The sequence below is a fragment of the Curtobacterium sp. MCPF17_003 genome (genome assembly GCF_003224385.1).
Taxonomy (GTDB): Bacteria; Actinomycetota; Actinomycetes; order Actinomycetales; family Microbacteriaceae; genus Curtobacterium; species Curtobacterium flaccumfaciens.
Genome location: NZ_QKLC01000006.1, coordinates 188,334 through 209,470, shown reverse-complemented (window position 1 = coordinate 209,470; position 21,137 = coordinate 188,334). Strand labels below are relative to the sequence as shown.

Below are 21,137 nucleotides of genomic sequence, written 5' to 3'. Positions count from 1 at the left end.
GGTCGAACACCCGACTGCGGGTGTGCAACGCACGAACACCGGTGTCTTGCGGAAGGACGACCCCCTACGCGCCGAGCAACCGCTGCGCCAGGTACCCCTGCAGCTGGTCGAGCGAGACGCGCTCCTGGCCCATGGTGTCGCGCTCGCGCACCGTCACGGCCTTGTCCTCGAGCGTGTCGAAGTCGACCGTGATGCAGAACGGCGTGCCGATCTCGTCGTGGCGACGGTAGCGACGGCCGATCGCACCGGCGTCGTCGAAGTCCACGTTCCAGTTCTTGCGCAGGTCGTCGGCCAGACCGCGGGCGACGGGCGAGAGCTGCTCGTTGCGCGACAGGGGCAGGACGGCGGCCTTCACCGGGGCCAGGCGCGGGTCGAGGCGCAGGACCGTGCGCTTGTCGACACCGCCCTTCGCGTTCGGCGCCTCGTCCTCGTGGTAGGAGTCGAGCAGGAACGCCATGAGCGCACGGGTCAGACCGAACGACGGCTCGATGACGTACGGCACGTACTTCTCGTTGGCGGCCTGGTCGAAGAAGCGGAGGTCCTGGCCGGACGCCTCGATGTGGTTGTTCAGGTCGAAGTCGGTGCGGTTCGCGACGCCCATCAGCTCGCCCCACTCCGAGCCGGTGAAGCCGAAGCGGTACTCGATGTCGGCGGTGGCGTCGGAGTAGTGCGCCCGCTCGCCGTCCGGCACGTCGAAGCGACGCAGGTTCTCCGGGTCGATGCCGAGGTCGGTGTAGAACGCCACCGAGTCGGCGATCCACTGCTCGTAGTGCTCCTGGGCGGAGGTCGGCGGCACGAAGTACTCGATCTCCATCTGCTCGAACTCGCGCGTGCGGAAGATGAAGTTGCCGGGCGTGATCTCGTTGCGGAACGCCTTGCCGACCTGACCGATGCCGAACGGGGGCTTCATGCGGCTCGTCGTGACGACCTGCGCGAAGTCGACGAAGATGCCCTGCGCCGTCTCGGGGCGCAGGAAGTTCAGGCCCTCTTCCGACTCGACCGGGCCGAGGTAGGTCTTGAGCATCCCGGAGAACTCGCGGGGCTCGGTCCACTCGCCGCGGGTGCCGCAGTTCGGGCAGGCGACCTCGGCCATGCCACCCTCGGGGGCGCGGCCCTTCTTTGCCTCGAACGCCTCGAGCAGGTGGTCCTCGCGGAACCGGTGGTGGCAGTGCAGGCACTCGACCAGCGGGTCGGTGAAGGTCGCGACGTGCCCGGAGGCCTCCCACACCTTGCGGGGCAGGATCACCGCGGAGTCGAGGCCGACCATGTCCCCACGGCCGCGGACGAACCGCTGCCACCACTGGCGCTTGATGTTCTCCTTGAGCTCCACACCGAGGGGCCCGTAGTCCCATGCGGAGCGGGAGCCTCCGTAGATCTCACCCGACTGGAAGACGAAGCCGCGGCGCTTGGCCAGGGCGATGACGCTGTCGAGACGGGAGGGCTGTGCCAAAGGGTGCTCCAGAGGTCGCCGAGCTGGGTGCTCGGTGCGGAAACGGTCCGGGCAAGACTACCGGCGATCGAGGCCCGGGAGGCCCGCCACGGGTCCGCCCTCCACGCTCACCTTGCCGACGTGCCCGGCCCCACCCCACCCAGCGCGGCCACGACGTCGGTCACGTCGGACTCGTCGTTCCACAGGTGGAACGCGACGCGCAGTCGCCCGGCGCGCCCCGAGGCGGTGACGCCTGCGGCGGTGAGTGCCCGGAGGGCCGCCCCGTCGGCGTCCGCGAACGTCACGATCGCCTGCCCGTCGCCCTGCCGAGGCGACCCGAGGGCGTCGCACAGCCGATCCGCGAGACCGGTGGCGTGCCTCCAGACCGCCCGCTGATCGAGCACGACCGCGTGTTCGAGCGCGGCCACGGCACCGGGCCACGCCTGCCAGGCCGGCGAGACGTCGAAGCGACGCGCGTCGTCGGCCAGGTGCATGGCGGGGCCGTAGCAGGAGGACCAGACGTCCTGGCCCGCGTACCAGCCGGCCTGCACCGGGCGGAGCCGGCCGAGGGCGGTGTCGGAGAGCGTCATGAAGGCGACGCCGCGCGGAGCGCAGAGCCACTTGTAGGTGTGCGTGAGCGTCACGTCGAACGCTGCGGCGTCGACGGGCAGCACGCCGGCGGCCTGCGTGAGGTCACAGAGGGTCAGGGCGCCGACGCGACGGGCGGCGGCCACGACCGGGTCGGGGTCGGTGACCACGCCGGTCGCGGACTGCACCGCGGACCACGCGACCAGGGCGGTCCCGGGCCCGACCGAGGCGGCGAGCCGCTCGAGCGGGACGCTCCGGACCCGGACGCCGCGGTGCGCCTGGGCGAGGAACGGGAAGACGACCGAGCTGAAGTCGCCGTCGGGGACGACCACCTCGGCGCCGTCCGGCAGCGCGTCGGCGACGACCGCGGCCATCACCGAGGTCTGCGATCCCGTCGCGACGCGCTCAGCCGGGACGCCGACCAGCGCGGCGAAGAGCGCACGTCCCTGCTCGACCAGCGCGCCGTACCGGGCGGGCGACGTCTCGGCCCGGGACCACGCGTCGAGGTCGGCCCGCTGGGCGGCGAGGGTGCCGCGGGTCGGCAGGCCCGCGGTGCACGCCGCCAGGTAGCCGCGGCCGGCGGGGAAGGAGTCCATGCGGACAGCGTCCTCGTTCCCGTCCCATCACACCAGAGCCGGTTCGTTGTGCCACCGATAACATCGGGTGATGGACGAGATCGATCCCCAGTTGCTCCGGGTCCTGCGCGCCGTGGCCGACGGTGGGTCGATCACCCGCGCCGCCGCCGCGCTCGGGTCGAGCCAGCCGGCCGTCAGCCAGCTGCTGGCCCGGGCCGAGCAGCGTCTCGGCCACGCGCTGGTCCTGCGCGGCGGACGTGGCGCGACCCTCACGCATGCGGGGCAGGTGCTCGCCGACCACGCCCTGCACGTCCAGGCCGCGCTGACCGCGGCTCGCGAGGACCTCGACGCCGTCGGCGGACTCAGCCGTGGCCGGGTGCGACTCGCCGGGTTCCCGAGCGCGTCCTCCGCCCTCGTGCCCGCGGTGCTCGCCCGGCTCGCCGCGACGGCGCCCGGCGTGACGACCTCGTACGTCGAGGTGGAGCCTCCTGAGGCACTCGACCTGCTGCGCGGCGGCGAGGTGGACGTCGCCCTCACCTTCACCTACGTCGGCGACGAGGTCGGGACCACCCCGGACCCGGGCCTCGTCACCCGGGCACTCGGTCGTGACCCGCTCGCGCTGGTGACGCCGGTCGAGCCGGGAGGCGCGGAGCGACTCCGCCCTGCCGGCTCCACCGTCGTGGACCTCGCGTCCCACCACGACGCCCGGTGGATCGGGGGCTGCCTGCGCTGCCGTGGGCACCTGCTCGCCTCGTGCGCGAGCGCGGGGTTCACGCCGGACATCGTGCTGGAGACGGACAACGCGGCCGCGGTGGTGGGACTCGTCGCCGCAGGGCTCGGGGTGGCGCTGCTCCCCCGGCTGGCACTCGCGACGACGGTCATCCCCGCCGGTGTCGCGATCGACCCCGTGGACGACGAGCTCGCCCGGCGGGTCGAGGTCGTCGTCGCCCGTGGTGCCGACCGTGTGCCGAGCGTCCGTGCGGCACTCGACGCGGTGCGCTCCGCGGCCCACCTGCTCGAGGGGCCGCTGCCGGGCTGAGCCGGGGCGCGCGCCGAGTCTCGGCTGCACGGACACTCCGCGCCGGCCAGACGGCGCAAGCTGTCCGCGGAACCGAGACTCGGTCTCGGCCCGGCGGCCCGGGGGCCGGGCGGCCGGGCCGCGGCCGGGCGGCTGGGCCGCGGCCGCAGCGGCCGGGGCTACGCCGTCGGAGCGTCGACCGCGCCGCCGTAGCGTCGGTCGCGGCTGGCGTACTCCTCGATCGCACCCCACAGGTCGGTGCGACGGAAGTCCGGCCAGAGCCGGTCGAGGAACACCATCTCGGCGTAGGCGGACTGCCACAGCAGGAAGTTGCTCGTGCGCTGCTCCCCCGAGCTCCGGAGGAACAGGTCGACGTCGGGCATCTCGGGCACGTACAGGCGCTTGGCGAGTGCCTTCTCGGTGACCTGGCTCGGCTTCAGGCGTCCGGCGGCGACGTCCTCGGCCATGCCCCGCACGGCGTCGACGATCTCGTTCCGGCCGCCGTAGTTCACGCACATCGTCAGCGTGAGGACGTCGTTGCCCGCCGTCATCCGCTCGGCGGTCTCGAGCTCGTCGATGACGCTCCGCCACAGCCTCGGACGCCGACCCGCCCACCGCACCTTGACGCCCCACTGGTGCAGCTGGTCACGGCGACGGCGGATGACGTCGCGGTTGAAGCCCATCAGGAACCGGACCTCTTCCGGGGAGCGCTTCCAGTTCTCCGTCGAGAACGCGTACGCGGACACGTGCCCGACGCCGATCTGGATCGCCCCGGCGACGACGTCGAGCAGCGAGGCCTCGCCCGCCTTGTGCCCCTCGATCCGGGTCAGGCCGCGGCCGTTCGCCCACCGGCCGTTGCCGTCCATGACGATGGCCACGTGCTCCGGCACGAACCGGGCCGGGATCGCCGGGGGCGTCTCGCCGGTCCAGTCGATCGGGCGGAGCGGTTCGACGTCGTCGGGGCGGCGGGGGCTCATGCGGTGGGGGCTCCTTCGACAGCGGGATCAGGGTCGGGCTCGGGCACGGCGGGTGCCGGGGTCGAGGCCACCGCGCGCGCCGTCGCCTCGGGTCCGCCGTGGGTCTGCGGCACCGGCAGCGGGTGCTCGGAGCGGTCGACGTGCGGCAGGGACCGGAGCGATCGTTCCAGGTGCCACTGGGCGTAGGCCGCGACCACGCCGGAGGCCCGCGAACGCGTCCGCTCGTCGGTGGCGTCGACCGTCGCCCAGTCGCCGGCGAGCAGGGAGCCGAGCACCCCGAGCGTCGCCGGGTCGAGCCGCGGCGTCCCCGGGGGCGCCGCACGGTCGGCGACGACACCACCGAGCTGCACCACGAACGCCGAGTGCGGGCCGGGCTCCCCCGTCACCGCACAGTCACTGAACGAGGGGGCCCATCCCGCGATGCTCATCGCGCGGAGCAGGTACGAGTCGAGGGTCGCGCTGGACTGGTGCTCACCGCGCGACAACGACCGGAGCGCCCCGACGAGGAGCAGGTACTGCTGCAGCCCGGCATCGGCCTCGCTCAATCGGTCGGCGGTCTCGACCATGGCGCTGGCCGCGGTGTACGCGCCGTAGTCGGCGACGATCTGGGCCCCGTACGCGCCGAGGGACTCCGCCTGGGTGACGATGTCGAGCGACCGGCCCTCGTAGAACTGGGCGTCGACGACCATGAACGGCTCGAGGCGGCTGCCGAACTTCGAGGCGGTCCGCCGCACGCCCTTGGCCACGGCGCGGATCTTGCCGTGCTGCCGCGAGAGCATCGTGACGATGCGGTCGGCTTCACCGAGCTTGTGGGTGCGCAACACGACGCACTCGTCCCGGTACAGCGGCATGCCCCCAGTATCCCCCGCCCCGCCGACAGCCGCGTGTGCTGCGGGCGGGGGCTCGGGGGTACCGAGTGGAATCGGGCGTACCTGGTCGGAAGAATCGACCAGGTACGCCCGATTCGACCTGCCATCGCGCGTGACGGGGGAAAGACCGGGCACAGACGGGAGGCGCGGTGCGGGACGGACCCGCACCGTGCCTCCAGGGCTGGTTGCGTCTCAGGCCGAGACGAGCTCCGGTGCGCCGGCCGCGGCACCCGCGCGCACCGCGCGGTTCACCGCGGACACGATCGCCTTGAGCGACGCCGTCGAGATGTCGGCGTCGATGCCGACGCCCCAGAGACGCACGCCGTCGACGTCGAGCTCGACGTAGGACGCGGCCTTCGCGTCACCGGAAGCGCTCATCGTGTGCTCCGAGTAGTCGTACAGCGTGACCTGGACGCCCTGCTCGGCGAGCACCTTCAGGAACGCGTCGATGGGACCGGTGCCGACGGCTTCGGCCGTGACCGCGCCCTCGTCGACCCGGAGTGCCACGGACAGCGAGGTCGTGCCCTCGAAGTCGCTCGACGTCGCCGTCTTGGTGAGCTCGTACCGGCCCCACTTCTCGTCGTCGATCGACGCGGGCAGGTACTCGTCCTGGAACACGTCCCAGATGCGCTGCGACGAGAACTCGCCACCCTCGGTGTCGGTGTGCCGCTGCACGACGCCGGAGAACTCGATCTGCAGCTTGCGGGGCAGGTCGAGGGCGTGGTCGGTCTTGAGCAGGTACGCCACACCGCCCTTGCCGGACTGCGAGTTGACGCGGATGACGGCCTCGTACGACCGGCCGATGTCCTTCGGGTCGACGGGCAGGTACGGCACCGCCCACTCGATCTCGTCGATGTCCTTGCCCGCGGCGGCGGCCTTGGCCTTCATCGCCTCGAATCCCTTGTTGATGGCGTCCTGGTGCGAGCCGCTGAACGCCGTGTACACGAGGTCGCCCGCCCACGGCTGGCGCTCGGGCACCGGCAGCTGGTTGCAGTACTCGACGGTGCGCTTCACCTGGTCGATGTCGGCGAACGAGATCTCCGGGTCGATGCCCTGCGTGAACAGGTTCATCCCGAGGGCGACCAGGTCCACGTTGCCGGTGCGCTCACCGTTGCCGAACAGGCAGCCCTCGATCCGGTCGGCGCCGGCCATGTAGCCGAGCTCGGCGGCCGCGACCGCGGTGCCGCGGTCGTTGTGCGGGTGCAGCGACAGGATGACGTCCTCGCGGTGGGCGAGGCGGCGTGACATCCACTCGATCGAGTCGGCGTAGACGTTCGGTGTGGCCATCTCGACGGTGGCGGGCAGGTTGATGATGACCTTGCGCTCGGGCGTCGGCTCGAAGACCTCGAGGACGGCGTTGCAGATCTCCAGTGCGACCTCGAGCTCGGTGCCCGTGTAGGACTCCGGCGAGTACTCGTAGTAGATCGTCGTGTCGTGCTGCAGCGTCGCCTCGGCGGCCTTGCAGAGCTTCGCACCGGTGACCGCGATGTCCACCACGCCCTGCACGTCGGTGCGGAAGACGACCTCGCGCTGCACGATGCTCGTGGAGTTGTACAGGTGGACGATGGCCTGCTTCGCGCCGTCGATCGCCTCGTAGGTGCGCTGGATGAGGTGCTCGCGCGCCTGGGTCAGCACCTGGATGGTCACGTCGTCGGGGATCGCGCCCTCGTCGATCAGCGACCGGACGAAGTCGAAGTCGGTCTGCGAGGCGCTCGGGAAGCCGACCTCGATCTCCTTGTAGCCCATCCGGACGAGGAGGTCGAACATCGCCCGCTTGCGCTCGGCGTCCATCGGGTCGATGAGCGCCTGGTTGCCGTCACGCAGGTCGACGGCACACCAGCGCGGCGCCTTGTCGATGCGCTTCGTGGGCCAGGTGCGGTCCGGCAGGTCGACACTGATCTGCTCGTGGAACGGGACGTACTTGTGGATCGGCATCCCGGAGGGCTGCTGCGTGTTCTGCATCGTTCTTCGCTTTCGTCGCGTGTTCGTGAGCTCTTGTGGTGCGGCCACGACGGACTCCGCGACGAGGTGGGCCGGAGTGTCAGGCCTCGTCGCGGCAGCGAAGGAGGAGGAGTGCCGAGTACATCGAGACCCACGGTAGCACCGGTGTACCAGGCTGGCGCAAGCGTGTGACGCGGGACCGCCCGGCGCCGTCGAACGGGGTTGCCGAGTGAGGTGCCGAGTGGTCGAGACCTGCCACGGGCCGGTCGCCGAGAGGTCGCGATCTGTCGCCCGGGCCGCGTCCGAACGACGGCTGGTGACACCTCGGCGGACGTGAGCGGCGCGGCGGGGCCGGCCAGGGCACGTCGGTGCGCCCACACGACGACACGGGAGGCCCGGTGCCAGCTGGCAACGGGCCTCCCGTGTCGTCGTGTGGTGCGACCAGGGCGACGGGTCAGTCGACCGCGAGCGCCTCGGTCGGCGGGACGCGCATCGCGCGCCGCACCGGGGCGATGGTGGCGACGACCGCCAGGACCAGCGCGCCGATCACCACGATGCCGATGGTCAGCGGCGGCAGCACCGGTGCCACGGGCGTCCCGAGCGAGCCGAGCAGCGTCTGCCCGCCGACCCAGCCGTACACCGTGCCGAGTGCGAGCCCCGCGACGACGGCTGCGACGACCATCTGCACGGCCTCGGTCACGATCATCCGTCGGACCTGCGCACCGGTCAGGCCGAGCACCCGCAGCAGCCCGAGTTCGCGTCGACGCTGGAGCACCCCGAGCGCCAGGGCGTTCACGACCCCGACGGCGGCGATCACGGCGGAGAACCCGACGATCACGCTGACGACCGCGTTGATCTGCACGAAGAGGTCACGCTGCGCCTCGATCATCTCGGGCGTGGCAGCCCCCGCGCTCATGGCGCGCATCTCGGTCTCGAGCACGTGCTGCATGATGCCGAGCGCGACCGCGAAGGTGACGAGCAGGGTGACACCGATGACGAGCCCGATGGTCGCCCGCGAGGACCGCCCCGGCGCCCGCATCGCGTTCCGTCCGGCGAGCAGGACGACGGGGTCGTGCGAGCCGATGCGGCCGATGAGCTGCAGCACGGGCGGCATCACGATCGTCGCCCCGACGGCGACCCCCGCGAAGGACACGAACCCGCCGAGCGCTGCCGGCAGGACCGCGACCGGGGACAGCGAGCTCACCGCGAGCCCGAGCAGCATCAGCACCGCGCCACCGGCCATGAGCACGATCGCCCAGACCTTGCGGGCCGTTCCGGACCGGACGTCGTCGTGGCTCGGCTCGACGGACGACGACAGCGCTTCGAGTGGTGTGACGGTGAGCACACGGCGCGACCCGGCAGCGAAGGCACCCCAGGTGGCGAGGACGACGGCCACGACCGGCAGGACGAGCTCCCACGGCACGTACGTGTACTCGGTCTCGGGCAGGACCCCGTTGCCCCGCAGGACGACGACGAACAGGGCCGAGAGCGCGGTCCCCACGACGGCGCCGACGACCCCGCCGAGCACGCCGACGACCAGGCCGCTGCGGGTGATCCGCGCACGGAGGGTCGCACCGGTCGCGCCGACGAGCCGCTGCAGGGCGATGATCCGGGTCTGTCCGGCGATCAGGGTGGCGCAGGTGTTCGCGGTGACGATCGCGCCGACGTAGAGCGCGATGCCGAGGAACAGCCACCCGACCACCGACAGGATCGCCTTGATCGGACCGAGGTCGGCGACCCCGGCGGCTCGGAGCGCCTCGGTCACGATCCCCGGTGCGATGACGAGGGCGGAGCCGAACGTGGTGCCGAGGGCGGCGACCAGGACGGTGGGGGCGAAGGAGCGGACGCCGTTCACGCTGCTGCCTCCATCCCGAGCATCGTCGTGGAGATCGCGCCGGCGTCCATCGCGGGGCGGTCGGCGACGATCCGGCCGTCGGCCAGGAACAGGATGCGGTCGGCGTTCGCGGCCGCCACCGGGTCGTGCGTGACCATGACGACGCTCTGGCCCCATTCCTGGACAGCACCGCGGAGGATCGCGAGCACGTCGCGTCCGGTGCGGGAGTCGAGCGCGCCGGTCGGTTCGTCGGCGACGACCACCGCCGGCCGCGAAGCGAGCGCCCGTGCGATGGCGACGCGCTGCTGCTGCCCGCCGGAGAGCTGGTGCGGCCGGTGCGTCAGCCGGTTGCCGAGCCCGAGCATCTCGACCAGCCGGTCGATCCAGGCGGTCTCCTCGTGCGAGGGCTTGTGCCCACCGAGCAGGAACGGCAGCCGGATGTTCTCGCTGACGTCGAGCGTCGGGACGAGGTTGAACGACTGGAACACGAAGCCCAGCCGCCGACGACGCAGCTCGGTGAGGTCCTTGTCGCCCAGGGCCGTGATGTCGACGCCGTCGATCTGGATCCGGCCGGCGGACACGGCGTCGAGGCCGGCGGCGACGTGCATGAGCGTCGACTTGCCGGACCCGGACGGGCCCATCACCGCGGTGAACTCCCCGGCGCCGATGTCGACGCTGACGTCGTCGAGCGCGGTCACACGTCGGGCGTCGTCGCCGTAGTGCTTGGACACGTGGTCGAGGCGGATGATCGGGGCGTGGCTCGTGGTCATGCATCCACGATGGCGGTCAGCGGACCCGTCCGCGTCGCCCGCTCGGCTCCTGTGGATCGTCCGCTCGGCTCGGTTGCCTGTGGAGGGGTCATCCCCGCGGATGACCCGGCATCAGTCGGCCTTGGTGACGAGCCCGTGTTCGTGGGCGAAGACGACGAGTCGCACCCGGTCGCGGAGTTCGAGCTTCGTCAGGACCCGCGAGATGTGCGTCTTCACGGTCGCCTCGCTGACGTACTCGTGCTGGGCGATCTCGCTGTTGCTGAACCCACGGGCGGCCAGGTCGAAGATCTCGCGCTCGCGTGGCGTGAGGTCGGCGAACGCCGCGGGGACTGCGGCGGCGCGTCCGACCGAGTCGTCGTACCGTCGCAGGAGCTCCCGCGTGGCCGACGCGGCGAACACCGCGGTGCCGGCGTGCACGGTCCGGACCGCCGCGAGCAGGAACTCGGGGTCGGCGTCCTTGAGCACGAACCCGCTCGCGCCGGCGCGGATGGCCTTGGCGGCGGCCTCGTCGAAGTCGAACGTGGTCAGCACGAGGACCTTCGCGCCGTCGGTTCCGGACTGTTCGACGATGTGGCCGGTCGCCGTGATGCCGTCCATCACGGGCATCCGCACGTCCATCAGCACCACGTCGGGACGGGTCCGTCGGACGAGTTCGACCCCATCGGCACCGTCGCCCGCCTCGCCGACGAACCGCAGGTCGGGCTGCGAGTCGATGAGCATCCGGATGCCGGTGCGGAACAGCGCCTGGTCGTCGACGAGGGCGACACGGATCCGGTGCTCGTCGGTCGGAATCGTGGTCATCGGGCGGTGCGCTCCTGCTCGGTGGGGGTGATCCGGCCGCGGGGCATCTGCCCGCTGGCCGGGACGGTCGGCATCCGGACGGCGACCGCGAAGTCGTCCCCTCGGGCCCCGGCGGTCATGGTGCCGCCGGTCATCACGGCGCGCTCGCGCATGCCGACCAGGCCGTGGCCTGTGCCGGGGCCGCGGACCCCGTCGTCGGCACGTCGGTTCACGACGGCGATCTCGACGGTGTCCGGCCGGTAGGTCAGGGCGGCACGCACCGGGCTGCCGGGCTCTCCGTGCTTGTACGCGTTCGTCAGGCTCTCCTGCACGATCCGGTAGACAGCGAGCTGCGTGGTGGTGGGCAGCCCGGCGGGGTCGCCCTCGCGTTCCACCCGCACGTCGAGCCCGAGCTGCCGCATCTCGTCGACGAGCCGGTCGATGTCGTCGATCTCGGGCGTCGGCGCGGTCCCCTGCTCGTGCCGGAGCGCGCCGAGGAGTTCGCGCACGTCGCCGAGGGCCCGGCGGGCCGTGGTCGAGATGGTACTGAGGGCCTGGTCGGCCACCGCGGGGTCGGCCTTCAGGGCGTACCGGGCACCGTCGGACTGCGCGATGACGACCGCGAGCGAGTGCGCGACGATGTCGTGCATGTCGCGGGCGATCCGCACGCGCTCCTGCTCGACCGCGACGGCCCGGTCGGCCCGCGCGGCGTCACGCTCGGCCAGCAGCTGGGCCTCGCGACTCATGCTCGCCGAGCGACGGGTCCGGACCACGAGTCCGGCGAGCCACGGCAGCAGCAGCAGGAGCAGGACGACGGCGAAGAACGACAGGATGACCTGCAGCGACTCCGGCACCGACGTCGAGGTGGTCTCGTAGGTCAAGCGGTTCCGGTAGTCGTCGAAGCCCATGTACGCCGCCGCCGCCACGGACCCGAGGATCGCCGACACGAGCCCGGCCAGCCGCACACGGCGGCTGCCGTACGCACTCGTCGTGTACATGACGCCGGCGATGAACGCGTTCGACACGTCCGGCACCTGCAGGGTGACCATCTCGAAGACCGCGAACACCCACGCCACGGCCAGGGCGAGCCCGGGTGACAGTCGTCGGAGTGCCAGGGCGGCGGTCATCCCGACGACGGTGACCACGGACAGCGGCCCGTCGAGCCCGCGCCCGCTGGCGACCAGCACGAGGCCGCCGAGCAGCACGGCGATCAGCAGGTCGGTGATGACCTGCGCGCGCAGCATGGGACGGAACACCCGTCCACGGTACGGCGGGCCGCTCGTCCCCGCGTCCCTCGCCCGGATGACCCGGGGTGCGAGCGGCGGACGGTCAGAAGCCGAGGCGTCCGAGCTGCTTCGGGTCACGCTGCCACTCCTTGGCCACCTTCACGCGGATGTTCAGGTAGACGTGCCGGCCGCCGAGCAGCGACTCGATCTCGACGCGGGCCCGCGAACCGACGTCCTTCAGGCGCTCGCCCTTGTGTCCGATGACGATCGCCTTCTGGCTGTCCCGCTCGACGAACAGGTTCGCGAAGATGCGCAGGGGGCCGTCGGCGTCGTCGTCGGCATCGGGCTCGACGATGTCCTCGATGACCACGGCGAGCGAGTGCGGCAGCTCGTCACGGACGCCCTCGAGCGCAGCCTCGCGGATGAGCTCGCCGATGCGCTCCTCGTCGGTCTCCTCGGTCACCGCGCTCGAGTCGTACAGCTGCGGCGACTCGGGGAGCAGGGCGGTGATCACGCCGAGCAGGTCGTCGAGCTGCATGCCCCTGGTGCCCGAGGTCGGCACCACGGCGTCCCAGTCGCGGAGCTTCGAGACGGCCAGCAGCTGCTCACCGACGCGGTCCTTGGAGGTGCTGTCGATCTTCGTGACGATCGCGATCTTCTTGGCGCGCGGGTACTGGTCGAGCGTGTCGTTGATGAACCGGTCGCCGGGACCGACGGGCTCGTTCGCCGGCACGCAGAAACCGATCACGTCGACGTCGCCGAGGGTGGACTGCACGAGGTCGTTGAGCCGTTCGCCGAGCAGGGTGCGCGGACGGTGCACGCCCGGGGTGTCGACGATGATCACCTGACCGTCGGGCCGGTGCACGATCCCGCGGATGGCGCGCCTGGTGGTCTGCGGCTTCGACGAGGTGATGGCGACCTTCTCGCCCACCAGGGCGTTGGTCAGCGTCGACTTGCCGACGTTCGGACGGCCGACGAACGAGACGAAGCCCGCGCGGTAGGGCTTCTCCGAGCCGGCCTGGGTGGTGTCGGGGTCGGTCATGCGTGCGTGGTTCCCGTCGTGGTGGGTTCGGCGTCGTCGAAGGCGTCCTCGACGTCGGCCAGGGCGTGGGTGCGCTCGGCGAGCACGGTGATGAGGTGGCGGCGCTTGCCCTCGACCCGGTCGGCGGTCAGGACGACCCCGGACACCGTGACGGTGTCGCCGGAGACGGCCAGGTGTCCGAGCTCCTTGGTGAGCAGGCCACCGGCGGTGTCGACGTCGTCGTCGTCGAGCTCGATGCCGAACAGGTCGCCGAGCTCGTCGATCGGCAGCCGGGCGGAGATCCGCCAGATGCCCGGTTCGACCTCGGTCCGGTCGACGACGGCGCGGTCGTACTCGTCGGAGATGTCGCCGACGAGTTCTTCGATGAGGTCCTCCATGGTCACGAGCCCGGCGACACCGCCGTACTCGTCGACCACCAGCACCAGGTGGTTCTTGGCGACCTGCATGTGCCGCAGGGTGTCGTCGGCGTGCTTCGACTCCGGCACGAACTCGGCGGGCCGCAGCAGCCGGCTGACCCGTTCAGTGCGGGATGCCGGCCGTTCGTACAGCGACCGCGCGACGTCGCGCAGGTAGAGCACACCCCGCACGTCGTCGCTGTCCTTGCCCGTCACCGGCATCCGGGACACCCCGGCGGCCAGGAACTGCTCCATGGCCGCGGCCAGCGTCTCCGCACCGTCGACGGTGAGCATGTCCGTGCGGGGCACCATGACCTCGCGCACCAGGGTGTCGCTGAACTCGAACACCGAGTGGATGAGTTCGCGGTCCTCGTCCTCGAGCACGTTGCTCTCGGTGGCCTCGTCGACGAGCGAGAGCAGCTGCTCCTCGCTCGACACGGTGGAGGCGCTCCGGCCGCGGCCGGGGGTGACCCGGTCGCCGATCCGGACGAGCAGTCCGGCCAGCGGACCGAGCACGATGCGGACCCCACGGACGATGCCGCCGGTCGCACCGATCAGCCGCTCGGCGTGGGCGCGTCCGACGCTGCGCGGGCTCGACCCGACCAGCACGAACGACACCGCGGTCATGATCGCGGCGGAGACGACGAGTGCGATCCACCAGCTGTCGAAGGCGCCCACGAGGGCGATCGTCACGAGCACCGCGGCCGCGGTCTCGGCGAGGACCCGGAAGAAGTTCAGCGCGTTGACGTGCGCCCCGACGTCGTCAGCGATCGCCTCGATGGCGCGGCGGCGCTTGTTGCCCCTGGCGATCTCCTCGAGGTCGGCACGGGAGACCACCGAGAGTGCGGCGTCGCTCGCGGCGAGGAGCCCGCCGAGCACGACGAGCCCCAGCGCCACCGCGAGGAGTCCGGCGACGACGACCACCGGCTACCGCCCTCGGTGCTGGGCGGCGAAGGCGGTCAGGATCTCGCCCTGGATGCCGAACATCTCGGCCTTCTCGTCGGGCTCGGCGTGGTCGAAGCCGAGCAGGTGCAGGATGCCGTGGCAGGTGAGCAGCAGCATCTCGTCGGTGCTCGAGTGCCCGGCGGTCTTCGCCTGTTCCTCGGCCACCTGCGGGCAGAGCACGATGTCGCCCAGCAGCCCGGCCGGCGTGGGGTCGTCCTCGGTGCCGGGGCGCAGTTCGTCCATCGGGAAGCTCAGGACGTCCGTCGGGCCGGGCTCGTCCATCCACCGGACGTGCAGCTGCTCCATCGCGCCCTCGTCGACCAGCACGATCGCGAGCTCGGCATCGGCGTGGACGTGCATCGCGTCCAGGGCGAAGGCCGCGAGCCGCTGGATCGCGGCCTCGTCCACCTCGACGCCCGACTCGTTGTTGAGCTCGATGCTCACCGGTTGCCTCCTCGGGCGTCGTTCTGGGGGTACGGGGGTCGTGCGCGGTCCTGCGGCGGGCGCCCACGGCGTTCGGCGCGGTTGGCACCGTCGGGGTTGCCGACCGGGGCGGTGCCACGGCCACCGGGGCGCTGCCCGGCCTGCTCGGCGAGGCGCTCCTCGTCGTAGACCGTGTACGCGTCGACGATCCGGCCGACGAGGGTGTGGCGGACCACGTCCTCGCTGCCGAGACGGGCGAAGTGGATGTCCTCGACCTGGTCGAGGATGCGGGTCACGAGCCGCAGACCGGAGACGTTGCCCGGCAGGTCGACCTGGGTGATGTCACCCGTGATGACCATCTTCGAGCCGAACCCGAGCCGGGTCAGGAACATCTTCATCTGCTCGGGCGTGGTGTTCTGCGCCTCGTCGAGCACCACGAAGGAGTCGTTGAGGGTCCGGCCACGCATGTACGCCAGCGGGGCGACCTCGACGGTGCCGGCGGCCAGGAGCTTCGGGACCAGCTCCGGGTCCATCATCTCGTTGAGGGCGTCGTACAGCGGGCGCAGGTAGGGGTCGATCTTGTCGGTGAGCGTGCCCGGCAGGAAGCCGAGCCGCTCGCCGGCCTCGACCGCGGGACGGGTGAGGATGATCCGGTTGACCTCGCGCCGCTGCAGCGCCTGCACGGCCTTGGCCATCGCCAGGTACGTCTTGCCGGTACCGGCCGGACCGATGCCGAACGTGATGGTGTGCTCGTCGATGGCGTCGACGTAGGCACGCTGCCCGTCGGTCTTCGGCCGGACGGACTTGCCGCGGCTCGACACGATCGGGGTGCCGAAGGTGTCGGAGGGCTTGCGGTCGTCGTCGAGGATGCGTGCGGACATCGGGATGTCGGCCGGGCCGATCTCCTGCCCGCGCCTGACCATGCCGACGAGCTCGTCGACGAGCGCCTTCGCGCGGGCGACGTCGCGCTCGGGCCCGGTCAGCGTGACCTCGTTGCCGCGCACGACGACCCGGACGCCGGGGTACTGGCGCTCGACGGTCTTGAGCAGCCGGTCCTGGGGGCCGAGCAGCTGCACCATGGCGATGCCGTCGACCTGGAGCGAGACCGAGACGGGCTCGTCGTCGGCGGCGGTGGGCTGTACTGGTTCGTTAACCGGCAAGGGTGCCTTCCTGCAGTTCACCTGCGAGTACGTGCGCGTGCACGTGGAACACGGTCTGACCGGCGGCTTCGCCGGTGTTGAAGACGAGTCGGAACTGGCCGTCGGCGCGCTCGTCGGCGATGCGCTGCGCGGTGGCGACGACGTGGGCCAGCAGGTCGGGGTCACCCGCCGCGAGTTCGCCGACGTTCGCGTACTGCTCGGTCTTGGGGACGACGAGCACGTGGACGGGAGCCTTCGGAGCGATGTCCTCGATCGCGATCACACGGTCGTCCTCGGCGACGATGGTCGCCGGGATCTCGCGCGCGATGATCTTGGAGAAGACGCTGGGCGTGCTGGTGCTCATGGCTCCATCGTAGGACGCGCCCGACGGCGTGGTCCGGCTCACCAGCGACCCAGTCGCGCCTGCAGGACAGCGAGTGCCGCCGGTCCGGCGGTGGACGTGCGGAGCACGCTGTCGCCGAGCCGGACCCGCACGGCGCCCGCGGCCTCGAGCCGGTCGAGCTCCGCGCCGTCGATGCCTCCTTCGGGGCCGACGACGAGGGCGATGTCCTCGGCGCCCGTCGGGGGTTCCCAGGTGGCGAGCCGCACGGTCGCGGTCGGGTCGAGCAGGACGAGGGTGGTCCCCTCACCGAGCGCGGACACGAGTTGTCCGGTCGTCACCAGCGGCGCGACGACGGGCACACGCGGACGGATCGCCTGCTTCGCGGCCTCGTGCGCGATCGCGGCCCACCGCGCGCGGCCCTTCTCGACCTTCGCGCCGTCCCACCGGGAGACGCTGCGTGCGGCCGACCACGGCACGACCCGGTCGACCCCGATCTCGGTCGCCGCCTGCACGGCCATCTCGTCACGACCGCCCTTGGCCAGGGCCTGCACGAGCGTCAGCGACGGGCGCGGTGCGTCCTGGTGCTCGACGGTGTGGACCGCGAGCTCCAGCGTGTCCTTGCCGAGTGCCGTCACCGGACCGGAGACCACCGTGCCCCGACCGTCGGCGATCCGCAGGACCTCGCCGACCCGGACGCGCGCGACGGAGACCGCGTGCCGGCCCTCGGCCCCGTCGAGCGACACCGGGTCACCGACGGTGACGCCGTCCAGCGAGTCGACGAGGTACAGCGACGCCATCAGTGGTTGAAGAACCGGTCGCGGAGCTTGCCGAACATGCCCTGCTGGAACCGGGCGAGCTGCGGGGCGGTGGTCTTGTGCGACTTCGCGAGCTGCTCCACCAGCTGCCGCTCCTTGTGGGACAGCTTGGTCGGCGTGACGACCTGCACGCCGACCCGCAGGTCACCGCGGCCGTTCCCGCGCAGCTTCGTGATGCCGCGGTCCTTGATGACGAGGACGTCGGCACTCTGCACACCGGGTCGGATCTCGAGCTCGACCGGACCGTCGAGGCCGTCGATCGTGGTGGTCGTGCCGAGGACGGCGTCGGTCATGCCGACCTCGAGCGTCGCCAGCAGGTCGTCGCCGTCACGGCTGAAGACGTCGTCGTGGCGCACGCGGATCTCGAGGTACAGGTCGCCGGACGGGCCGCCGGCCGGACCGACCTCGCCCTGGCCGGGCATCTGAAGTCGGAGACCGGAGTCGACGCCGGCGGGGACGTCCACCGGCACGGTGCGACGCGCGCGGACGCGGCCCTGACCCTGGCAGGTCGGGCAGGGGCTCGGGATGACGGTGCCGTACCCGCGGCACGTGCCGCACGGTGCGCTCGTCACCACGTTGCCGAGGAGCGAACGGACCTGGCGCTGGATGTGCCCGGAGCCACCGCAGATGTCGCACGTGCGGGGGCTGGTGCCCGGCGCACAGCAGGAGCCGTGGCAGGTCTCGCACAGCACCGCCGTGTCGACCTCGACGTCCTTGTGGGTGCCGAAGACGACCTCGTCGAGGTCGACCTCGATGCGGAGCAGGGCGTCCTGTCCGCGCTCGGCACGGCTGCGCGGGCCCGACCCCCGGCCGCCGCCACCACCGCCGCCGCCGAAGAAGGCGTCGAAGATGTCGCTGAAGCCACCGGCGCCACCACCGAAGGGGCTGTCGGCCTGCGGCCCGGCGTCGTACCGGCGCCGCTGCTCGGGGTCGCTCAGCACGTCGTACGCGTGCGTCACGTCCTTGAAGCGCTCGGCGGCGTCGGGTGCCGGGTTCACGTCCGGGTGGAGCTCACGCGCCAGGCGGCGGTAGGCCTTCTTGATGTCGGCATCGGAGGCGTCTCGCTGGACGCCGAGGACGTCGTAGTGGTCTGCCACGTATCCCTCAGTCGGTTGGGTTCGGTCGGTTGGTCAGTGTTCGCCCAGGAGCTTGGACAGGTACCGGGCGACGGCGCGGACGGCCGCCATGTTCGTGCCGTAGTCCATGCGGGTCGGTCCGAGGACGCCCAGGCGGGCCACCTCGCCACCGGCCAGGTAGCCGCCGGCGACGATGCTCGTGGCGTCGAGCCCGTACTCGGCGTTCTCGACGCCGATGCTGGCCGCCACCGCGATGTCGTCCACCTGCATCTCCCCGAACAACCGGAGCAGGGTGACTTGTTCCTCGATCGCTTCGAGCACCGGGAAGAGCCCGCCGGAGAAGTCCTGCTCGCTCTTCGCCAGGTTGGCCGCACCGGCCATCAGCAGGCGGTCCTGCCGGTTCGCCGCGACCTGCTCGATGAGCGTGGCGACGACGACCCCGCCGAGCGTCTGGGCGTCGGGGCGGAGCTGCTGCGGCACGGCTCGGAGCGCGGTCGGGACGTCCTGCAGCAGGAGGCCCACCGTCGCGCCGTTCACCACGGTGCGGAGTTCGCCCAGCGAGCCTTCGTCGAGCGGGACGTCGGTCTCGACCACGCGCTGTTCGACGCGAGCGGTGTCGGTGATGAGCACCACCATCAACCGGGCGTCACCGAGCCGGACGAGCTCGACGTGCTGCACCCGGGCGCGCACCATCGAGGGGTACTGCACCAGGGCGACCTGGTTGGTGAGCTGGCTGAGCAGCCGGACGGTGCGCCCGAGGACCTCGTCGAGGTCGTTCGGGGCGCCGAGGAAGGTCTCGATGGCGTGCCGCTGCGCGCTGGAGAGCGGACGGGCACCCGCCAGGTGGTCCACGAAGACGCGGTACCCCTTGTCGGTCGGCACCCGGCCGGACGAGGTGTGCGGTGCGGCGATCAGCTGCTCGTCCTCGAGCAGGGCCATGTCGTTGCGGATCGTCGCGGCGCTGACCCCGAAGGCGTGCCGCTCGACGATGGTCTTCGACCCGACGGGTTCACGCGACGCCACGTAGTCGCGCACGATGGCCTTGAGGACCTCGAGGCTGCGTTCACTGACCACGAGCGCCTCCTTTCCCGATCGACCTGGCACTCGGACGTGTCGACTGCTGATCCTACGCCCGACCGCTGACGGCCCGGGACTTCCGGGCGGTCGGCCGATACGCTTCCGCCATGACCTACGGACAGCAGCCCGACGGCCACGGACCCGAGCAGCCCGGCGGCCCGTACGGCCACGGCCCCGGTGGCCCCCAGCAGCCCGGCGGACCGCAGTACCCCGGCGGACCGCAGTACCCCGCCGGCTACACCCCGCCCCGGCCGATGAGCCCCGAGGACCAGCGCCTGTGGGCCACGCTGACGCACATCGGCGGCATCTTCTTCAACTTCATCGCGCCGTTGGTCGCCTACCTGGTCCTCCGCGACCGCGGCGGCTTCGTCCGCGAGCACACCCGCGTCGCGCTGAACTTCCACATCACGATGGGCATCGCCTACGTGGTCGGTTCGCTCACGTCGGTGTTCGGCGTCGGGGTCCTGATCGTGCTGGCAGCGGGCATCGTGTCGCTGATCTTCAGCATCATGGCCGCGATCGCCGCGAACCAGGGACAGTTCTACCGCTACCCGCTCTCGATCGAGTTCATCAAGCAGTAGCGCCCCCACGAGCCCGACCGAGCGGCGCACGCCGCTCAGTCGAGCAGCTCCCGCACCACCGCGTCGGCGAGCAGGCGGCCCTGCAGGGTCAGGTCGATCCGTCCCCGCACCGCGGCCGACCCGTCCACGAGTCCGCGTGCGATGAGGCCGGCGACCCGGCCACGGGCCTCCTGGCGGATCTCGCTCGTCGCGAGCTCCCCGCGGACCCGCGCCGCCAGCAGCAGTCGCTCGACGTACCGCGTCTCGTCGTCGATGGTCTCGCGGCCGGCGGCCGGCGACTCCCCCGACAGCACCCGGTTCGCGTACGCGGCCGGGTGCTTGACGTTCCACCAGCGCGTGCCGGCGACGGCGGAGTGCGCGCCGGGTCCGACGCCCCACCAGTCGTGGCCCTTCCAGTAGGACAGGTTGTGGCGACTCGCGTGCGCGTCACCGCGTGCCCAGTTCGACACCTCGTACCAGGAGTAGCCGGCGTCGCCGAGCACCTGGTCTGCGAGCTCGTACATGTCGGCGGCCAGGTCGTCGTCGGGGGCGGGGAGCTCGCCGCGGGCGACCATGCGGCCCATCGCGGTGCCGTCCTCGACGATGAGCGAGTACGCCGACACGTGGTCGGGCTCGCAGGCGATCGCGGCGTCGAGCGAGGTCCGCCAGTCGGCGAGGGACTCCCCCGGGGTCGAGTAGATGAGGTCGAGCGAGACGTCGAGTCCCTGCTGCTTCGCGAGGTCGACGACCACTGGGACCCGGAGCGGGTCGTGCGTGCGGTCGAGCGTGGCGAGCACGTGCGGCACGGCGGACTGCATGCCGTAGCTGATCCGGTTGAAGCCGCCGGCCCGCAGGGTCTCGAGCGACGCCGCGTCGACGGAGTCCGGGTTCGCCTCGGTGGTGACCTCGGCCCCGGGCAGGATGCCCCAGGTGTCGTCGATCGCACGGAGGATCATCGCCAGGTCGGACGCCGGCAGCATGGTCGGGGTGCCTCCGCCGAAGAAGACGGTGGACACCGGCCGCCGCGGCACACCGGAACGGTCGAGCACGGTCGCCGCCCACTCGATCTCGCGCACGGCGTGCCCGGCGTAGTCGTCACGGCGGACGCCGCGGAGCTCCGACGCCGTGTAGGTGTTGAAGTCGCAGTAGCCGCAGCGCACGCGGCAGAACGGCACGTGCACGTACACGCCGAAGGGCACGTCACCGGCGGCGGAACCAGCCCCCGGCCCGGCAGCGGAGCCCGCTGCCGCCCACGGGGTGATCAGCCCGTCCGCTGGTGCTGGATCGGCGATCGGGAGAGCACTCGGCATGGACT

At 71.7% G+C, this 21,137-nt stretch carries 20 protein-coding genes; 2 read left to right on the top strand and 18 right to left on the bottom strand.

What is annotated here, in order from left to right; translation table 11 throughout:
• Positions 1–64 precede the first annotated feature (64 nt).
• Both DEJ30_RS08635 and DEJ30_RS08630 read right to left on the bottom strand, forming a co-directional pair.
• On the bottom strand, positions 65–1,450 hold the full coding sequence (locus tag DEJ30_RS08635) for a glycine--tRNA ligase (RefSeq protein WP_110860447.1): 1,386 nt from the start codon (positions 1,448–1,450) through the stop codon (positions 65–67).
• 107 nt (positions 1,451–1,557) lie between these two features.
• On the bottom strand, positions 1,558–2,613 hold the full coding sequence (locus tag DEJ30_RS08630; RefSeq protein WP_110860445.1) for an aminotransferase class V-fold PLP-dependent enzyme: 1,056 nt from the start codon (positions 2,611–2,613) through the stop codon (positions 1,558–1,560).
• A gap of 70 nt (positions 2,614–2,683) precedes the next feature.
• On the opposite strand from DEJ30_RS08630, the gene DEJ30_RS08625 reads away from it, so the two are divergent.
• Complete coding sequence (locus DEJ30_RS08625) at positions 2,684–3,631, top strand: LysR family transcriptional regulator (protein WP_110860442.1); 948 nt, start codon at positions 2,684–2,686, stop codon at positions 3,629–3,631.
• Positions 3,632–3,789: 158 nt separating this feature from the next.
• On the opposite strand, the gene DEJ30_RS08620 is transcribed toward DEJ30_RS08625, so the two are convergent.
• The 15 genes from DEJ30_RS08620 to hrcA all read right to left on the bottom strand — a co-directional run bounded on the left by DEJ30_RS08620 (position 3,790) and on the right by hrcA (position 19,259).
• Positions 3,790–4,587 (bottom strand): isoprenyl transferase, encoded by a 798-nt coding sequence (locus DEJ30_RS08620; protein ID WP_110860440.1) that lies wholly within the window; start codon positions 4,585–4,587, stop codon positions 3,790–3,792.
• Positions 4,584–5,438 (bottom strand): DNA repair protein RecO, encoded by an 855-nt coding sequence (gene recO, locus DEJ30_RS08615; protein ID WP_110860438.1) that lies wholly within the window; start codon positions 5,436–5,438, stop codon positions 4,584–4,586. The genes DEJ30_RS08620 and recO overlap by 4 nt, the downstream gene beginning before the upstream one ends.
• 210 nt (positions 5,439–5,648) lie before the next feature.
• Positions 5,649–7,418, bottom strand: a complete 1,770-nt coding sequence (leuA, locus tag DEJ30_RS08610) for a 2-isopropylmalate synthase (RefSeq protein WP_110860436.1) — start codon at positions 7,416–7,418, stop codon at positions 5,649–5,651.
• Positions 7,419–7,851: 433 nt separating this feature from the next.
• Entirely contained in the window at positions 7,852–9,252 is a 1,401-nt protein-coding gene (locus DEJ30_RS08605) for an ABC transporter permease (RefSeq protein WP_110860434.1), read from the bottom strand.
• Positions 9,249–10,001: an ABC transporter ATP-binding protein gene (locus DEJ30_RS08600; protein WP_110860432.1), complete on the bottom strand. Its 753-nt coding sequence runs from the start codon at positions 9,999–10,001 to the stop codon at positions 9,249–9,251. Before DEJ30_RS08600 ends, DEJ30_RS08605 begins: the two co-directional genes overlap by 4 nt.
• A gap of 111 nt (positions 10,002–10,112) precedes the next feature.
• Positions 10,113–10,802 carry a response regulator transcription factor gene (locus DEJ30_RS08595; protein ID WP_110860430.1) on the bottom strand — a complete coding sequence of 230 codons (690 nt, stop codon included), beginning with the start codon at positions 10,800–10,802 and terminating at the stop codon, positions 10,113–10,115.
• On the bottom strand, positions 10,799–12,037 hold the full coding sequence (locus DEJ30_RS08590; RefSeq protein WP_220032941.1) for a sensor histidine kinase: 1,239 nt from the start codon (positions 12,035–12,037) through the stop codon (positions 10,799–10,801). Before DEJ30_RS08590 ends, DEJ30_RS08595 begins: the two co-directional genes overlap by 4 nt.
• A 73-nt stretch (positions 12,038–12,110) precedes the next feature.
• A complete protein-coding gene (gene era / locus DEJ30_RS08585) occupies positions 12,111–13,049 on the bottom strand; it encodes a GTPase Era (protein WP_110860426.1) in 939 nt (312 codons plus the stop codon).
• On the bottom strand, positions 13,046–14,368 hold the full coding sequence (locus DEJ30_RS08580; protein WP_110860424.1) for a hemolysin family protein: 1,323 nt from the start codon (positions 14,366–14,368) through the stop codon (positions 13,046–13,048). The genes era and DEJ30_RS08580 overlap by 4 nt, the downstream gene beginning before the upstream one ends.
• Before the next feature lie 3 nt (positions 14,369–14,371).
• Complete coding sequence (gene ybeY / locus DEJ30_RS08575) at positions 14,372–14,833, bottom strand: rRNA maturation RNase YbeY (protein WP_017886675.1); 462 nt, start codon at positions 14,831–14,833, stop codon at positions 14,372–14,374.
• Complete coding sequence (locus tag DEJ30_RS08570; protein ID WP_110860422.1) at positions 14,830–15,972, bottom strand: PhoH family protein; 1,143 nt, start codon at positions 15,970–15,972, stop codon at positions 14,830–14,832. The genes ybeY and DEJ30_RS08570 overlap by 4 nt, the downstream gene beginning before the upstream one ends.
• The gene (locus DEJ30_RS08565) at positions 15,962–16,315 is read right to left on the bottom strand and encodes a histidine triad nucleotide-binding protein (RefSeq protein WP_110860419.1); all 354 of its coding nucleotides are present in this window, start codon (positions 16,313–16,315) and stop codon (positions 15,962–15,964) included. Before DEJ30_RS08565 ends, DEJ30_RS08570 begins: the two co-directional genes overlap by 11 nt.
• 38 nt (positions 16,316–16,353) lie before the next feature.
• The gene (locus tag DEJ30_RS08560; protein ID WP_110860417.1) at positions 16,354–17,091 is read right to left on the bottom strand and encodes a 16S rRNA (uracil(1498)-N(3))-methyltransferase; all 738 of its coding nucleotides are present in this window, start codon (positions 17,089–17,091) and stop codon (positions 16,354–16,356) included.
• Complete coding sequence (gene dnaJ, locus DEJ30_RS08555; RefSeq protein ID WP_110860415.1) at positions 17,091–18,206, bottom strand: molecular chaperone DnaJ; 1,116 nt, start codon at positions 18,204–18,206, stop codon at positions 17,091–17,093. Before dnaJ ends, DEJ30_RS08560 begins: the two co-directional genes overlap by 1 nt.
• 33 nt (positions 18,207–18,239) lie before the next feature.
• Entirely contained in the window at positions 18,240–19,259 is a 1,020-nt protein-coding gene (gene hrcA, locus DEJ30_RS08550; protein WP_110860413.1) for a heat-inducible transcriptional repressor HrcA, read from the bottom strand.
• Between the two features lie 110 nt (positions 19,260–19,369).
• Between hrcA and DEJ30_RS08545 the strand changes: the two genes are divergently transcribed.
• Positions 19,370–19,843 carry a DUF4870 domain-containing protein gene (locus DEJ30_RS08545; protein WP_309146762.1) on the top strand — a complete coding sequence of 158 codons (474 nt, stop codon included), beginning with the start codon at positions 19,370–19,372 and terminating at the stop codon, positions 19,841–19,843.
• 35 nt (positions 19,844–19,878) lie between these two features.
• Here the strand turns inward: DEJ30_RS08545 and hemW are convergent, their stop codons facing one another.
• Positions 19,879–21,132 (bottom strand): radical SAM family heme chaperone HemW, encoded by a 1,254-nt coding sequence (gene hemW / locus DEJ30_RS08540; RefSeq protein ID WP_110860411.1) that lies wholly within the window; start codon positions 21,130–21,132, stop codon positions 19,879–19,881.
• Positions 21,133–21,137: the final 5 nt, after the last annotated feature.

What these genes read in the sequence shown, in the direction of transcription:
- era (WP_110860426.1), bottom strand. Translation starts at nt 13,049, where the DNA reads ATGACCGACCCCGACACCACCCAGGCCGGCTCGGAGAAGCCCTACCGC.
- DEJ30_RS08565 (WP_110860419.1), bottom strand. Translation starts at nt 16,315, where the DNA reads ATGAGCACCAGCACGCCCAGCGTCTTCTCCAAGATCATCGCGCGCGAG.
- DEJ30_RS08600 (WP_110860432.1), bottom strand. Translation starts at nt 10,001, where the DNA reads ATGACCACGAGCCACGCCCCGATCATCCGCCTCGACCACGTGTCCAAG.
- DEJ30_RS08625 (WP_110860442.1), top strand. Translation starts at nt 2,684, where the DNA reads ATGGACGAGATCGATCCCCAGTTGCTCCGGGTCCTGCGCGCCGTGGCC.
- DEJ30_RS08595 (WP_110860430.1), bottom strand. Translation starts at nt 10,802, where the DNA reads ATGACCACGATTCCGACCGACGAGCACCGGATCCGTGTCGCCCTCGTC.
- DEJ30_RS08545 (WP_309146762.1), top strand. Translation starts at nt 19,370, where the DNA reads ATGACCTACGGACAGCAGCCCGACGGCCACGGACCCGAGCAGCCCGGC.
- DEJ30_RS08560 (WP_110860417.1), bottom strand. Translation starts at nt 17,091, where the DNA reads ATGGCGTCGCTGTACCTCGTCGACTCGCTGGACGGCGTCACCGTCGGT.
- recO (WP_110860438.1), bottom strand. Translation starts at nt 5,438, where the DNA reads ATGCCGCTGTACCGGGACGAGTGCGTCGTGTTGCGCACCCACAAGCTC.
- DEJ30_RS08620 (WP_110860440.1), bottom strand. Translation starts at nt 4,587, where the DNA reads ATGAGCCCCCGCCGCCCCGACGACGTCGAACCGCTCCGCCCGATCGAC.
- leuA (WP_110860436.1), bottom strand. Translation starts at nt 7,418, where the DNA reads ATGCAGAACACGCAGCAGCCCTCCGGGATGCCGATCCACAAGTACGTC.
- hemW (WP_110860411.1), bottom strand. Translation starts at nt 21,132, where the DNA reads ATGCCGAGTGCTCTCCCGATCGCCGATCCAGCACCAGCGGACGGGCTG.
- DEJ30_RS08630 (WP_110860445.1), bottom strand. Translation starts at nt 2,613, where the DNA reads ATGGACTCCTTCCCCGCCGGCCGCGGCTACCTGGCGGCGTGCACCGCG.